This window comes from Micromonospora sp. CNZ322, from assembly GCF_007827755.1.
Genome location: NZ_VITD01000001.1, coordinates 641,483 through 655,256 on the forward strand (window position 1 = coordinate 641,483; position 13,774 = coordinate 655,256).

The window sequence follows — 13,774 nt, forward strand, 5'->3', positions numbered from 1 at the left end:
GTGGCATTCACCTCCTGTTCGCCCCCCGGTGACTCCGGGTACGCCGACGGCGGCGGGGTCTGCTCCCGCCGCCGTCGATGCCGAGCTACCGCTGTGGTCAGACCTTCTTGGTCAGGCAGAGCACGTAGCCCGTCTTGCCCGGCTCGATGCTGGAGAAGACGTACCCCTCCTCGCCCTCCTTGAAGAACTGGGTGCAGGTGGTGTCGGCCTTGGCCTGCGCCTCGCTCTGGCCGTCCACCCGACCGACCACGCTGTACGCCGCGTCGGTGGAGGTGCACTCGACGACCTTGGCGCCGTCGACCTCCTCCTGCTCGGTGCCGGTGATCTCGGGCAGCTCGGCGATGCAGTCGCCGGTCTTGGCGGCTGCGGTCTCGTCCTTGTTGAAGTAGTTGCCGATCGCCGAGGCGACACCGAACTTCAGGCCGGCGATGACGACGACGGCGAGGACCGCACCGACGATGCCGATGGCCTTCTTCGCACCGGACTTCTCCGCCTTCGGCTCGGCCGTCGGCTGCTGCTCAGCGGCCGGCTGCTGCTCGGGCGTCTGCGGCTGCTGCGCGGCAGACTGCGGCGCGGCCGCTTGCGGCGTCTCGACGGCCGGCTCAGGGGTTGCGGCGTCGGGCGCGGGGGGCGGTGCGACCTGCTCTGACACGGGGGTTCCTTCCGAGGGGTTGATGAGCAGACGACACCGTAACGATCATTGATTTCCGGTGCCGTCCCGCTCGCCTCGTCCGTTCAGCTATTTCCCAGCTTCATCAGCATGATCCAGTTCACACCGTGGGTTCAGCGCGTCGGGGTGGGAGTGGGCGTGGGGGTTGGCGTTCCGCTCGGCGGCAGGCCGGTGGCCGTACCGGTCGGCAGCGGCGTCCCGGTCTCCCCCGGTGTGCCGCTCGGGTCCGGCGTGCTGGTCGGGTCCGACGTGCTGGTGGGCGACACAGGCGGTAGGGGCGCGCCCGGTGCGCGGGGCACGAAGGGCGCCTGCTCCGGGCAGTACGGGTACGCCCGCAGCGTCTGCTTTTCATAGGCGTCTTCCGAGCAGTCCGGGTAACCGAGCCGGATCGGGTTGCCGTTCTGGTCGAAGAGCCGGGCGTTCTCCACCAGGCGGCCCTCGCTGTCGTAGACGAAGACGTCCCGGACCCGGTCGTACTGGCTGTCGACAGCGGTCTGGTCGTAGCCGTAGTCGCCGTAGCGCATCCGGTCCTCGGCCTGGATCAACGCGGCGAACGCGAAGACCACCAGCACCACGCTGGCGACCTGCACGACCGAGCGCGGCCAGCGGGTCAGCTGGGCCGAACGGCGACCGATCCAGATGGAGCCGAGTACGAAGCCGATCAGCATGATCAGGCCGGCGAGCAGCTCACCGCCGAACCTCGGCAGTAGCCCGAATTCGCCACCGGTGGTGATCACGGTGACCAGCATCGCCGCCAGATAACCGCGCAGCACCCACCATGCCGGGCGCAACAGTCGGAGGAAGTCGCTGGCCGTCTCGTACCCCAGGGGTGGGCCGAGCCGGGTGTCCATGGCGCGCAGCCGGCCGCGGACCCGGGCCATCCCGCTCGCCACCCGCTGGTCGAGGTTGCGCCCGCTGCCCGGCGCGGCGCCGGCCGCGGCGCGCAGCTCGGCGGCGTACGTCTCGGGCTCACCCAACCGCTCGACCAGGGTGCCCTCGGCCTCGGCGGCGACCTCGGTGAGGTGGTCGGCGAGATCCTCGGTCAACTCGTCGCGTTGCCCGGGCGGCAGGTCGGCCAGAGCGGCCCGGACCCGCGCCACATAGTCGGTGATCTCCTGCTCCGCGACGGTCATGCCGCCACCCCCCGATCGTCGAGCAGAGTGTCCATTGTGGTGGCGAACGAGCGCCAGAGCTTGCCGGAGCGGGTCAACTGGTCACGCCCCGCGGCGTTGAGTGAGTAGTACTTGCGGTGCGGCCCGGATTCGCTCGGCACGACGTAGGTGGTGAGCAGGCCGGCGGCGAAGAGGCGGCGCAGCGTCCCGTAGACCGAGGCGTCACCGACCTCCTCCAGGCCGGCCTCGCGCAGCCGGCGCAGGATGTCGTAACCGTAACCGTCCTCCTCTCGGAGCACGGCCAGGACGGCCAGATCAAGCACGCCCTTCAACAACTGTGTGGTGTCCACGCATTGCACACTACTGCGTAATGCGAAGTAGCGTCAACGCATCCGCCCCGACACGCCGCCAGTGAGGCGCCGGGGGCGCTGATCGACTCGGTTTTCAGGAAATCGGGGCATCAGAGGCACCTGGGCACCACGACTTCAATGAAGGCGAGTTGATCAAGCTCCGCGCGCGCGGTGGCTTACCGGACGCTCCAGGCGATGCCGTCGAGGATGTCGTGCTCCGAGGCGACCACCGACGGCATCCCGGCCCGCTCCATGATCACGCGAAGCACCAGGGCACCTGCGCCGATCACGTCGGCGCGACCCGGGTGCATCACCGGGTTCGCCAACCGCTGCGCACGGGTCTGACCCAGCAGCTCCGCTGTCACCCGGGCGACCTCCTCGTACGACACCCGGGCGTGGTGGATGCGCTCCGGGTCGTACTCCCGCAGCCCCTGCGCGAGCGCGACCACTGTGGTGACCGACCCGGCGAGGCCGACCAGGGTGGCCGCCTCGCGACCGGGCACCACGGTGAGCGCCCGGTCCACCACCGCAGCGATGTCGGCCTGCGCCGCCTCGATCTGCTCGGCCGTCGGCGGGTCACCGGGCAGGTGCCGCTCGGTCATCCGGACGCAGCCGATGTCCACCGAGATCGCCGACCGCACCCCGGTGGCCCGGTCACCGACCACGAACTCGGTGGAACCACCACCGATGTCGACGACCAGGAAGGGCTCCTTCGCGTCGGCGGGCAGCCCGCGCACCGCGCCGGTGAACGACAGCCGGGCCTCCTCATCGCCGCTGACCACCTCGGGCGCGACACCGAGGGTGGCCCGCACCATCTCGGTGAAGTCGGCGGCGTTGGCGGCATCGCGGGAGGCCGAGGTGGCACACATCCGCACCCGCTGCGCGCCCAGCTTCTCGATGTCGGCGGCGTACGACGCCAACGCCACCCGGGTCCGCTCGATCGCCTCCGGCGCCAGTCGGCCGGTGCGGTCCACGCCCTGCCCCAACCGGACGATCTCCATCCGCCGGGTCAGGTCGACCAGCGGCGCCTGCGGCCCGGCCGAGGCGTCGGGCAGGTCGGCGACCAGCAGTCGGATCGAGTTGGTCCCGCAGTCGATGGCCGCCACACGCGTCGTCACGGCGGCAACCTTACGGCAGGACGGGCGGCCACCCGGCGGCTTGGTTGGCCGTAGGCCACGACTCGCCCAGGTCGCCCGACCGGCCCCGCAACAACCCCAACCCGAGCGCAGTCAGGTGATGTCGGACGGCCCCGCCCTCCCGCTCGCTGGTCACCAGACCGGCGGTCCGCAGCGCGCGGGCGTGCTCCGAGGCCGAGGAGAGACTGATCCCGACCGCCCGGGACAACACGGTGGTGGTCAACCCCCCGTCGGTCGCCAGCCGGCGCAGCACCAGCGCCCGGGTGACGCCGAGCAGCCGACCGAGGGCATCGTCGTCGGCGGGAGCCCCGCCCGCGGGCATGACCACCGGGTAGACGAGCAGGATCGGGTAACCCTGCTCGACAAGTACCCGGGGCCGCGGCCCGGCCAACGGGGAGGGCAGCAGGATGATCCCGTGACCGGTGCCGGGGAGATCCCCGTCCCACCACGTGCGTACCTCCAGCACCGGCTCCCGCCACCGGATCCCCGGGTGCAGACCCGCGAGGAGTGCGGCCAGTCCGTGCTGCGCCAGCCGCCGGCTGGCAGATGCCATCTGCTGACGGTACGCGGACACCAGCTCGGCCCAGTGCGGTTCGAGCACCGCGTCGAACCAGGTCCGCACGGCCCCGCCGAACAGGTCCAGCACCTCCGGGTCGGCCGCCGCGAACCGCCGCCGCAGCAGGCTGGCCGACGTGTCCGCGTACGCCAGGGTGACCTCGGCGCGGACCCGCCGCGCCGGGGTGGCCCGGATCGCCTCCAGACCGGCCTCCACCGACTCCAGGCCGTCGAAGGGAGTGACGAAGTCCGGCAGACGTCCCCGGTCGGGCAGCAGATGGCGCAGGACCGCTGTGGCAGCCTGGGCAGCAGCCGTACCCTCGGCCGCCACCGCCCGCTCGGCCAGGGTCGGCGCCATCGCCGCGACAGTGGGATCGCGCAGCCACTGACCAGCCAGCAGCGCGATCCCGACCGGATGCAGTCGATCGGCGAACCGCACCCGGCACAGGTCGGCCGACCCGAGCTGGAGGCGAAGCATGGCAACAGCCTGCCTGCCTTCGCCCAGGACCGAAAGGGTTGATCCGCGGCCGAACGCTCTCCAGTGTGGACTGCGGGGTCGACGGGGGGTGGCCGGCGTGCGGCGAACAGTGGCGGTGTTGACGGGGCTCTGCCTCATGGTCGTTGCCGCAGCTTGTGGTGAGCGGGGGCAACCCTCGTCGGCCCCGCCAGCCGCACCGTCCGCGTCAGGCGAACGACCGGCGGCCGGTGACCACCATCTCACCCTGCACCACAACGGACTCGACCGCACCTACCTGCTGCACGCGCCCCCGGGGTACGACCCGGGCAGGCCCTCCGCGCTGGTCATCGGGCTGCACTTCTATCCCGGCCTCGGATCCTCGATGCGGGAGTTGGCGGGCCTGGACGTCAAAGCCGACAAGGACAACGTGCTGGTCGCCTACCCCGACGGGCAGGGCGGCGGCTTCAACGCGCTGGTCTGCTGCGGCGGCGCGGACGACGTCGGCTTCCTCAACGCCCTCACCGACCATCTGGTGCAGACCTGGCACGCGGACCCGAACCGCGTGTTCCTCACCGGCATCTCGAACGGCGGCGACATGAGCTTCCGGACGGCGGTGGAGAGCACTGGCAGGTTCGCCGCGATCGGGGTGGTCAGCGGTGGTTACAGCGGAAATCTGACCACCGCCGACAGTTACGTGCCGAAGAGCTCGGTCTCCGTGATCACCTTCATCGGCGGCCAGGACCGCTACGCCTCGATCTTCCAGGCCGGCATGCGGACCTGGCAGCAGCGGCTCGGCTGCCGGCCGAGCCCGAAGGCGTCCGGGGTGCCGGGTGTGACGCACACGGTGGCGGGCTGCGCGGACGGCAGCGAGGTCAGCGTCTACACGATCGCCGACATGGGCCACAGTTGGCCGGGAGCGACAACGGGCCAACTCGCCGCATCCTCCGCGGGGCTGTCCGCCACCGACCTGATGTGGGAGTTCTTCGCCGCCCACCCGCGCAAGGCCTGACCTACAGGCGCAGCAGCATCCGGGTGTTGCCCAGCGTGTTCGGCTTGACCCGCTCCAGGTCGAGGAACTCCGCGACACCCTCGTCGTACGAGCGCAGCAGCTGCTCGTAGACCGGCTGCGGCACCGGAGCGCCGTCGATCTCCTGAAAACCGAACGCGCCGAAGAACTGCGTCTCGAAGGTGAGCACGAAGATCCGCGCCACGCCCAACTCCCGGGCCGCGTCGATCAGCTCGCCCACCAGCCGGTGCCCGATCCGCCGGCCCCGACAGACCGGGTCCACCGCGACCGTGCGGATCTCGGCCAGGTCCTCCCACATGACGTGCAGCGCACCGCAACCCACCACGACGTCGTCCTCGGCCCGGACCGCGACCCGGAACTCCTGCACCTGCTCGTAGAGGGTGACTGTCGCCTTGCTCAGCAGCCGCCGGTCGTCGGTGTAGGTGTCGACGAGTCGTCGGATGCCCCGCACGTCCCCGGTGCGGGCCCGCCGTACGAGGATCTGACTCTCGGGTGTCTCGGACCCGGCCTGCGTGCTCATTCGGCCGCCGGCACGTCCACGCACGGCCCCGCCGACCACCAGGGCTCGACCAGGCCCAACGTCTCGTCGCCGAACGGGTTCACCCCGGGGCCGGCGCCCAGCGCGTGACCCAGGTGTACGTGCAGGCACTTCACCCGGCCCGGCATCCCGCCGGCCGAGATGCCGGCGATCTCCGGCACCTCGCCGATCGCCTCCCGGCGGGTGAGGTAGTCCTCGTGCGCGGCACGGTAGTGGGCGGCCAACTCCGGGTCCGTCGTCAGCCGATCCGCCATCTCCTTCATCAGCCCCGCCGACTCCAGTCGGCTGCACGCGGCGGTGGCCCGGGGGCAGGTCAGGTAGAAGAGCGTCGGGAACGGGGTGCCGTCGGCGAGGCGGGGGGTCGTCTCCACCACGTCGGGAAGGCCACACGGGCACCGGTGGGCCACCGCCCGGGTGCCCCGGGGCGTCCGGCCGAGTTGCGCGGCCACCGCGGCCAGGTCGGCCTCGGTGGCCGGCTCGCGCTGCGGCAGGGGAACGGAATCCGCCGCCGGCTCCGACGGTGGTACGACAGTCACGGTGCCCATCTCTCCTGGTGTGCTGGTCGGTGGATCACTGGCCCGGCTGCTGGCTGTCCGCCGCCCGCACGCTCGACCAGAGCGTGTCGTACCAGGTCACCGGCCCGGTTGGCGGGGCCGTACCGGCCGACTTGCCGGCGTCCCGGGCGGCGCCCTCCGGGTCGTGCAGCACCACCATCATCTTCTCGCCCGGCTCGCCCATGAAGAACCGCTCCCGAGCCTGCGTCTTGATGAACTCGTCGTCTTTCCAGTTGGCGGCCTCGGCGGCGAGCTTCGCGATCTCCCGCTCCTGCACCGCCTGGGCCGCCTCCATCCGCTCGATGTCGGCCTGCTGGTCCAGGTAGACCCGAACCGGGTAGGTGTAGGCCAGAGCGAGCGCGATCAGGACCGCGAACAGCACTGTGGCCCGGCCGGTGAAGCGACGGGGGTGGGGTGCGGCGAGCCGCTTCACGGAACCAGCGGCAGCGGTACGCCGAGCGGCGGCGGGACGATTCGCGGAGCGCACGCCTTCGGCGCCGCGGGCAGCACCCGGCGCGCGACCGGCTGCGCGCGGCTCGGCGCGTACGCCAGCCTCCCGGACCGATCCCCGCGTGGCACGCCCGCCGCCCGGCCGACCGGACTGACCGGGCCGGCGGGCGGGACGCTGACCACCCGGTGTGCGGCGCTGCTGCATCGTCACACCCCTCCCCCGAGGCTTCGTGCGTCTCAGGCCGAACGGTAGCGCGGGAACGCGCCAGCGCCGGCGTAGCGCGCCGCGTCGGCCAGCTCCTCCTCGATCCGGAGCAACTGGTTGTACTTGGCGACACGGTCCGAGCGGGCCGGGGCGCCGGTCTTGATCTGGCCGCAGCCGGTGGCCACCGCCAGGTCGGCGATGGTGGTGTCCTCGGTCTCGCCGGAACGGTGGCTCATCATGCACTTGAAGCCGGCCCGGTGGGCCAGGTCCACCGCGTCCAGGGTCTCGGTCAGCGAGCCGATCTGGTTGACCTTGACGAGAACGGCGTTCGCCGCCTTCTCCGCGATGCCGCGGGCGATGCGCTGCGGGTTGGTCACGAACAGGTCGTCACCGACGATCTGCACCCGGTCGCCGATCGAGGCGGTCAGCGTCTGCCAACCGCTCCAGTCGTCCTCGGCCAGCGGGTCCTCGATCGACACGATCGGGTACTCGTCGGCAAGCTTCGTGTAGTAGGTGCTCATCTCCTCGGCGGACTTCGAGGCACCCTCGAACGTGTAGGTGCCGTTGTCGAAGAACTCCGTGGCCGCCACGTCGAGCGCGAACACGATGTCGGTGCCGAGCCGGTAACCGGCCTTCTCGACCGCCTCGGCGATCAGGTCCAGAGCCGCCGCGTTCGTCGGCAGGTTCGGCGCGAAGCCACCCTCGTCGCCGAGCCCGGTGGAGAGGCCCTTCTTCTTCAGCACCGACTTCAGCGCGTGGTAGACCTCCGCGCCCGAGCGCAGCGCCTCACGGAAGGTGGGCGCGCCGATCGGCGCGATCATGAACTCCTGGATGTCGACGTTCGAGTCGGCGTGCGCCCCACCGTTGAGGATGTTCATCATCGGCACGGGCAGGAGGTGCGCGTTCGGGCCGCCCAGGTAGCGGAAGAGGCTCAGCTCGGCGCTGCCGGCAGCGGCCTTCGCCACCGCCAGGGAGACCCCGAGGATGGCGTTCGCGCCCAGCTCCGACTTGCTCTCCGTGCCGTCGATGTCGAGCATCTTCTGGTCGATCAGCCGCTGCTCGCTGGCCTCGTACCCGATGATCTGGTCGACGATCTTGTCTTCGACGTTGGAGACCGCCTTCTCCACGCCCTTGCCCTGGTAGCGGTCGGCGTCACCGTCGCGCAGCTCGATCGCCTCGAAGGCGCCGGTGGAGGCGCCGGAGGGCACGGCGGCGCGGGCTACCGTGCCGTCGTCCAGACCGACCTCGACCTCGACCGTCGGGTTGCCCCGCGAGTCGAGAATCTCCCGGGCGACGATTCCCTCGATGGTTGCCACTAAGTCGCTCCTCGTTGTTGTGATCCGGTCCGTGGGTGGGCCGCGACGGTGCGGCTGAGGCAGGTGTTGAACGCAGCGTATCGGGCGACGCGAACGGGCACGGCGTCGCCCGCGCACCCGGGTCACCCCGCGTTGACGGACATTCCCGGATTTCCGGGCGTCAACCGGCAACGGGTTTGCGCTGCGCGGACCAGATCCACCAGGCTGGTCGCCATGCCCGCCGCCTCGACCACCCTCCGCATGCTCGCCGTGTCGGTCATCGCGTCGCTCACGGTCACCGGCTGTCAGACATTCGAGGACGCCGGAGTCGCCATGGGCCGCTCGGAACTCGTCAACGACCTCGCCGCCCGGCTCGATCGGGCACTGGAGTTGACCTACTCGGCCGACTACCAGTTGCCCGGCGGCCAGCGCGCCGCGATCGCGCAGGCACAGGACCCGGCGCGATCCACCTACACCTATCCGGGCGGGCAACTCACCGTCACCCCGGAGGCCATCACCCGGTGCACGACGACCGGCGCCCGCCCGCAGTGCACGCTGATCACCCCACCCACCCCGGGCAGCAAGCCCACAGTGACGCTGTTCGGCGAGGCCAACCAGCAGGGCCTCGTCACGCCGCCGGTGGTGGTCGGGCTGCTCACCGCCGCCGCGCTCGACCCACAGGCGGTCATCAAGCAGAGTGACACCACCGTCGCCGGGCACCACGCCGCCTGCGTCGCGGTGCAGAGCTCGTCGTCCGGCGACTTCACCGCCTGCGTGACCACCGAGGGCGTGCTCGGCAGCTTCACCGGGCCGGTCGACGGCAAGCCGATGGAGCTGGCACTGAGCAACTACTCCGCGACCGTCGACGAGGGCGCGTTCGAACCGCCCGCCGGCGCCGATGTCGTCGACCGCCGCCCCGGCGGCTCGTGACCGACCGGTCGAGCCCCCAACCGTCGCGCCGCCCGGTGGGTCCGCGTCCGGAACGCCGCTCGGCGGGATCACGCCCGCGCCGCCCGGCGGGTTCCTGCCGGGAGCCGATCGGAGCCTGCCTCCCGGCCCCGGCGACCTGGCCCTGCCGGTGACCGGCGCGAAGCTGCTGACCGGCGTCGACGGCCAACTCCTCCGCGTCGCCGACCTGCCCGCCGACACTGACTGGGTGCCGCTGGGCACGCTCGACGGAGTGCCCGCCTGGGGCGCCGACCTGACCACCACAGCCAACGACCTTCCCGGTCCGGCGCGCGCCTGGGCGTCACTCGCCGCCGAGGTGCCGGAGCCGCACGCCACGCTCGCCGGCCGGGCGCTGGCGGTGCTGACCTGGCGGCGTACCCACCGGTGGTGCGGCGCCTGCCGAGCGGAGCTGACCGACCTGCCCGGCGAGACCGCCCGACAGTGCCCCGGCTGCGGCCTGTACGTGCCGATGCAGCTCTCCGCCGCCGTACTGGTGGCGATCACCCGACCCGGCCCACCCGGGCACGTTGACGAGCTGCTGCTGGTCCGGCACGCCACCGGTCCGACCGGGCTGTGGGCGCTGGTGGCCGGCTTCGTCGAAGCCGGCGAGACACTTGAGGCGGCGGTACACCGGGAGGTCGGCGAGGAGGTCGGGCTGCCCGTCGACCGGCTGGCCTACTTCGGCAGCCAACCGTGGGCGATCTCCGGCCCGGGCGTGCTGCTCGCCGGCTTCACCGCCCGTGCCGCCGACCCGCACGCCGAACCGGTGGTCGACGGGCGGGAGCTGACCAGGGCTCAGTGGTTCGGCCTGGATGCGCTGCCGGCGCAACTGCCGCCCGCGTACTCCATCTCGCGCTGGCTCATCGACGCGACGATGACCGCCGGGCGGCGCTGAAACCCGCGCGGCCCGCGCTTTCTCCTCAGAGACCGAGCAGGGTGCGCAGGTGGCGCGGGGGCGGGCAGTCGTGGGCGAGCATCGAGTCGTGCCAGCCGCGGACCGACACCCCGTCGGGGCGGGCAGCGGCGATCTCGGCCACCTCGCTGTACCCGACGAAGTAGGTGGAGAGCTGGGTGGAGGTCAGCTGCGCGCGCCGCCACTTGCCGGCCGCCTCACCCTCCTCCTGGAAGCCGCGCCCGGTCATCAACGCCATCGCCTCGGCCTCGGGCAGGTCCTCGGCGTGCACCAACTGGTCGAGGAGCGCGTTGATGGTCATTCGCAGTTGCATCTTGAGCTGCTGCAACCGCACCGGCAGACCGCCGAAGCCGAGCCCCGTCATCAGCTCCTCCGCGTAGACCGCCCAGCCCTCGATGAACGGGCCGGACTCGGCCAACGCGCGGACCCGCGTCCCACCCACGTAGCGGCGGGCGTGGGCGAGTTGGAGGAAGTGCCCCGGCATCGCCTCGTGCACGGTGAGGTTGCGGATCATGTGGTCGTTGTATTCGCGGTAGAACGACTCGACCCGCTTTGCCGGCCACTCCGACGGGGTGGGCGCGATGCAGTAGAAGGTCGGCACGGCGGCGGTCTCCAGCGGGCCGGGCGCGTCGCAGTACGCCACCGCGACCCCCCGGGCGAACTCCGGCATCTCCTGGATCACGCAGCGGTCGTCGACCAGTGTGACCAGGTCGTGTGCGCGGACGAAGTCGGTCGCCTCGTCCAGGGTCACCCCGGCCAGCTCGACGATCGTCGCGTCGTTCGGGTGCTCGCCGGCGAGCAGGTCCAGCGCCCGACGTACTGTCGCGTCGTCGGCCGGACCACCGACCAGCTCGACGGCCGCCTCGCGGATCTCCCCGGTGACGCGGTCCAGGTTGGCCCAGGCGCGACGCTGGATCTCGGCGGCGCCCAACTCGGTGTCGAGGGTGTGCCAGAGCCGTGCCTCCCAGCGACGCCGGCCCAGTCGCGGGTCACGGCCGGGGCCGGCATCGGCGGCCAGGCCGGTGCGCAACCAGGCGACGAACTCCTCCAGCGCGGCGATCGCGGCGGTGGCCGCCGGCTCGACCCGGTCGAGGTGGCCCGGCGCCTGGGCGAGCAACGGCGGCAGCTCGTCGCGGATCAGCGCGGCCGTGCCGGTGAACTGCCCCACCGCCGTCTCCGCGTGGATGCGCGGCATGTCCCGCAGCGTCGCGCGGGCGGTGGCGAGGGCGTCCGGTACGGCGGCGAGCCGGCCGGCCAGTTGGGTCAGCCGCACGTCCGCGGGGGCGTACGGGCGGGCCAGCAGCGGGTGCAGCAGCGGGCCGGGGTTGTGCCGCAGCGGATCCCACTCGTGCGAGCGGATCTCGGTCAGCTCGAACAGCTCCCGGTCCACGAATGAGGTGAGCAGCGCGTGGTCGACCTGCTCATCGACGTCGAGCGAGTCCGGGTCCAGTTCGGACAGTGCGTTCCCCGCGTCGGAGAGCATCGCCCGATCGGCGGTCAACCCGTCGGCGGACAGGTCCGGCAGTCGGTCGTCGAACCGGTGGTCCCCGGCGGCGGTGGCAACCCCCGGCCGTGACTCCAGTAAAGCCTCGACAACCCGCTCAGCCAGCACCCCAAACGCTTCCACCGCCCCACCCTACCGACCGCCCCACCCCAGGCCGCCGGTTCCGCCCACCGCCCCCGCACCGTCGGGTTGATCAAGAGGTTTACGGCAGGCTCGAGCCGAATCCTGACGCAAACCTCTTGATCACCGCGGGCTGGCGGGCGCGGGTGGGGGTTCGGCTTGGCGGATGGCTTCGGCGTAGGCCAGGGTGGCGCGGCGGAGGGCTGCCTCTGGGTCGATGCCTGCCTCGCGGGCCGCGGCGACCGTTGCCAGCAGGCTGGCACCCAGTCGCGCTTCGGCGTCCACCTGGGTGTCCGCCAACGGGGGCGGAACCTCGATGCCCCTGCGGGCGGCGCGGTCGAGGATCTGCGCTGCCAGGGCCAGCGCGGGCTGACTCAGGGCCACGCCGTCCAACACCGAATGCCGTGCCTTCTCCGCCCGCTTGATCCGCTCCCAGTTCTCGGTGATCTCCTCCAGGGTGCCCGCCTCAGCACCGGCGAAGACGTGCGGATTACGCCGGATCATCTTGTCGACCAGACCACCGGCCACGTCGTCGATGGTCCACCGCTCGTCCTCGGGCAACTCCTCGGCAAGCCGCGCGTGCAGCACCACCTGCAACAACACGTCGCCCAACTCCTCGCGCAGCGCGTCGGTGTCGTCGGCGCTGATGGCGTCGTACGCCTCGTAGCTCTCCTCCAGCAGGTAACCGGCGAGGCTGCGGTGCGTCTGCGCCCGCTTCCACGGGTCGCCACCCGGAGAGGCCAGTCGATCCAGCACGGCCACCGCGTCGAGCAGCCGAGCACCCGGCGGATCCCACGAGCCGTACATCAACTCCATCTCGGCCAACCCGGGCTGCCGGGCCAGCCGCAGACCCAACTCCCGGGCCAGCGCCTCGTCACCCGCCGGACCGGCCAGCCACACCACAGTGCCGTGCGTCGCCACCGCGTCCAGCAACGGCTGCGTCGCCGGACCGTCCACCACGGTGACCTCGGCGCCCGCCTGGCGCACGGCCGTGGTCAACTCGCTGTCCGCGCCGGTCAACACCGGGTGCTGGCGTACGACGTCCCAGGCCGCGGCCGTCAACAGACCGGCGGGCAACCGAGGTGAGGTGACCAGGAGGACGATCCGTGCGGTCATGCTCAGCTGGCCGTGCCCTCGGCCTCCGGCGTCCCGGTCGGCCCCTCCGGGGTGGAAATGTCGGTGACCGCGTCAGAGGCGGGCTCACCCAACGGCACACTCACCGCGGGTGCGTCACCGGCGAAGCTGAGAAGCGGGAACTCAAGCGGACGGTACCGAGGGCTGACGGTGACGTCGTAACGACCGACCGCCTCGGCCAGGATCCGCTTGGTCGCCAGCGCGCCGCGTAGCTGCTCGCCGTCGAGCTGCTGGGCGGCGTCCGCATCGGTCACCTCAGCTGGGATCTTGCCGGCCGCACGCCCGGCGGCGATCACGTCGGCGATCTCCTCCTTGGTCGGCTCGACCGGCTCGGCCGGCAACCCGGACAGGCAGGTGAAGAGCTTCGCCACCTCCCGCACGTGCCCGGTCTCCGGGGCGAGACCGAGCTGCTGGGCGGCCTGGTCGGCCGCCACCTGGCCGCGCGGCTGGTAGTTCTTCTCGGCGGAGAGCTTCTCGCACACCTTGGTCAGCACCATGGTCCGAACCACGTCGGCCACCTTGGGCAGGGTCGGTTGCGCCGCCTCGGGCTGCCCACTGGCGGATGACTCCGGCGCCGGGTTCTTCGTCCGCAGGTCCTTCATCGCGGTGGTGACCTGAACGTCGGTGATGCGCTGGTCACCGATGTAAGCGGCGATACCAGGCTCAGCACGGCAACCGGAGAGGGCGACGAGGCCGAGCGCCACAGTGGCGACGGCGGCAAGACGGCGAGCACGCATAGCCGTCACTCTCTCACGCCGTCACCCGGGGTTGTGACGCCCCCCACCTCCGCTCATCCCACGACCAGG

At 71.7% G+C, this 13,774-nt stretch carries 15 protein-coding genes; 3 read left to right on the forward strand and 12 right to left on the reverse strand.

What is annotated here, in order from left to right; genetic code table 11:
- Window positions 1–97 precede the first annotated feature (97 nt).
- From FB453_RS02925 to FB453_RS02945, 5 genes are all read right to left on the reverse strand, one after another.
- Window positions 98–652 carry an LppU/SCO3897 family protein gene (locus FB453_RS02925; protein WP_145787296.1) on the reverse strand — a complete coding sequence of 185 codons (555 nt, stop codon included), beginning with the start codon at window positions 650–652 and terminating at the stop codon, window positions 98–100.
- Between the two features lie 131 nt (window positions 653–783).
- On the reverse strand, window positions 784–1,803 hold the full coding sequence (locus FB453_RS02930; protein WP_145787298.1) for an HAAS signaling domain-containing protein: 1,020 nt from the start codon (window positions 1,801–1,803) through the stop codon (window positions 784–786).
- Complete coding sequence (locus FB453_RS02935; RefSeq protein WP_112581960.1) at window positions 1,800–2,132, reverse strand: PadR family transcriptional regulator; 333 nt, start codon at window positions 2,130–2,132, stop codon at window positions 1,800–1,802. The genes FB453_RS02930 and FB453_RS02935 overlap by 4 nt, the downstream gene beginning before the upstream one ends.
- Window positions 2,133–2,308: 176 nt before the next feature.
- Window positions 2,309–3,238 carry a Ppx/GppA phosphatase family protein gene (locus FB453_RS02940; protein ID WP_145787839.1) on the reverse strand — a complete coding sequence of 310 codons (930 nt, stop codon included), beginning with the start codon at window positions 3,236–3,238 and terminating at the stop codon, window positions 2,309–2,311.
- A gap of 22 nt (window positions 3,239–3,260) precedes the next feature.
- Window positions 3,261–4,301 carry a helix-turn-helix domain-containing protein gene (locus FB453_RS02945; RefSeq protein ID WP_145787300.1) on the reverse strand — a complete coding sequence of 347 codons (1,041 nt, stop codon included), beginning with the start codon at window positions 4,299–4,301 and terminating at the stop codon, window positions 3,261–3,263.
- Window positions 4,302–4,398: 97 nt separating this feature from the next.
- Here FB453_RS02945 and FB453_RS02950 point away from each other — a divergent pair, with 97 nt between their 5' ends.
- Window positions 4,399–5,289 carry a CE1 family esterase gene (locus FB453_RS02950; RefSeq protein ID WP_486480137.1) on the forward strand — a complete coding sequence of 297 codons (891 nt, stop codon included), beginning with the start codon at window positions 4,399–4,401 and terminating at the stop codon, window positions 5,287–5,289.
- A 1-nt stretch (window position 5,290) separates the two neighbouring features.
- Here the strand turns inward: FB453_RS02950 and FB453_RS02955 are convergent, their stop codons facing one another.
- The 4 genes from FB453_RS02955 to eno are packed head-to-tail and all read right to left on the reverse strand — an operon-like array spanning window position 5,291 to window position 8,370.
- Window positions 5,291–5,827 carry an amino-acid N-acetyltransferase gene (locus FB453_RS02955; protein ID WP_145787302.1) on the reverse strand — a complete coding sequence of 179 codons (537 nt, stop codon included), beginning with the start codon at window positions 5,825–5,827 and terminating at the stop codon, window positions 5,291–5,293.
- A complete protein-coding gene (locus FB453_RS02960; protein ID WP_145787304.1) occupies window positions 5,824–6,381 on the reverse strand; it encodes a DUF501 domain-containing protein in 558 nt (185 codons plus the stop codon). The genes FB453_RS02955 and FB453_RS02960 overlap by 4 nt, the downstream gene beginning before the upstream one ends.
- A gap of 34 nt (window positions 6,382–6,415) precedes the next feature.
- Window positions 6,416–7,054: an FtsB family cell division protein gene (locus FB453_RS02965; RefSeq protein WP_112601968.1), complete on the reverse strand. Its 639-nt coding sequence runs from the start codon at window positions 7,052–7,054 to the stop codon at window positions 6,416–6,418.
- 32 nt (window positions 7,055–7,086) lie between these two features.
- Window positions 7,087–8,370 (reverse strand): phosphopyruvate hydratase, encoded by a 1,284-nt coding sequence (gene eno, locus FB453_RS02970; protein ID WP_145787306.1) that lies wholly within the window; start codon window positions 8,368–8,370, stop codon window positions 7,087–7,089.
- Window positions 8,371–8,583: 213 nt separating this feature from the next.
- Between eno and FB453_RS02975 the strand changes: the two genes are divergently transcribed.
- Window positions 8,584–9,279 carry a hypothetical protein gene (locus FB453_RS02975; RefSeq protein ID WP_112581953.1) on the forward strand — a complete coding sequence of 232 codons (696 nt, stop codon included), beginning with the start codon at window positions 8,584–8,586 and terminating at the stop codon, window positions 9,277–9,279.
- Window positions 9,248–10,192, forward strand: coding sequence for an NUDIX domain-containing protein (locus FB453_RS02980; RefSeq protein ID WP_145787308.1), 945 nt, complete (start codon window positions 9,248–9,250; stop codon window positions 10,190–10,192). The genes FB453_RS02975 and FB453_RS02980 overlap by 32 nt, the downstream gene beginning before the upstream one ends.
- Before the next feature lie 25 nt (window positions 10,193–10,217).
- Here FB453_RS02980 and FB453_RS02985 read toward each other — a convergent pair whose 3' ends face one another.
- The 3 genes from FB453_RS02985 to FB453_RS02995 form a co-directional block, all read right to left on the reverse strand.
- Window positions 10,218–11,837 (reverse strand): DUF885 domain-containing protein, encoded by a 1,620-nt coding sequence (locus FB453_RS02985; protein WP_145787310.1) that lies wholly within the window; start codon window positions 11,835–11,837, stop codon window positions 10,218–10,220.
- Window positions 11,838–11,957: 120 nt separating this feature from the next.
- Window positions 11,958–12,950: a nucleoside triphosphate pyrophosphohydrolase gene (locus FB453_RS02990; RefSeq protein ID WP_145787312.1), complete on the reverse strand. Its 993-nt coding sequence runs from the start codon at window positions 12,948–12,950 to the stop codon at window positions 11,958–11,960.
- 2 nt (window positions 12,951–12,952) lie between these two features.
- On the reverse strand, window positions 12,953–13,705 hold the full coding sequence (locus FB453_RS02995; RefSeq protein ID WP_112581947.1) for a hypothetical protein: 753 nt from the start codon (window positions 13,703–13,705) through the stop codon (window positions 12,953–12,955).
- Window positions 13,706–13,774 lie beyond the last annotated feature (69 nt).

Excerpts from the sequence above, each read along its gene's own strand:
- FB453_RS02945 (WP_145787300.1), bottom strand. The coding sequence starts at position 4,301 with ATGCTTCGCCTCCAGCTCGGGTCGGCCGACCTGTGCCGGGTGCGGTTC.
- FB453_RS02995 (WP_112581947.1), bottom strand. The coding sequence starts at position 13,705 with ATGCGTGCTCGCCGTCTTGCCGCCGTCGCCACTGTGGCGCTCGGCCTC.
- FB453_RS02990 (WP_145787312.1), bottom strand. The coding sequence starts at position 12,950 with ATGACCGCACGGATCGTCCTCCTGGTCACCTCACCTCGGTTGCCCGCC.
- FB453_RS02930 (WP_145787298.1), bottom strand. The coding sequence starts at position 1,803 with ATGACCGTCGCGGAGCAGGAGATCACCGACTATGTGGCGCGGGTCCGG.
- FB453_RS02980 (WP_145787308.1), top strand. The coding sequence starts at position 9,248 with ATGTCGTCGACCGCCGCCCCGGCGGCTCGTGACCGACCGGTCGAGCCC.
- FB453_RS02975 (WP_112581953.1), top strand. The coding sequence starts at position 8,584 with ATGCCCGCCGCCTCGACCACCCTCCGCATGCTCGCCGTGTCGGTCATC.
- FB453_RS02955 (WP_145787302.1), bottom strand. The coding sequence starts at position 5,827 with ATGAGCACGCAGGCCGGGTCCGAGACACCCGAGAGTCAGATCCTCGTA.
- FB453_RS02965 (WP_112601968.1), bottom strand. The coding sequence starts at position 7,054 with ATGCAGCAGCGCCGCACACCGGGTGGTCAGCGTCCCGCCCGCCGGCCC.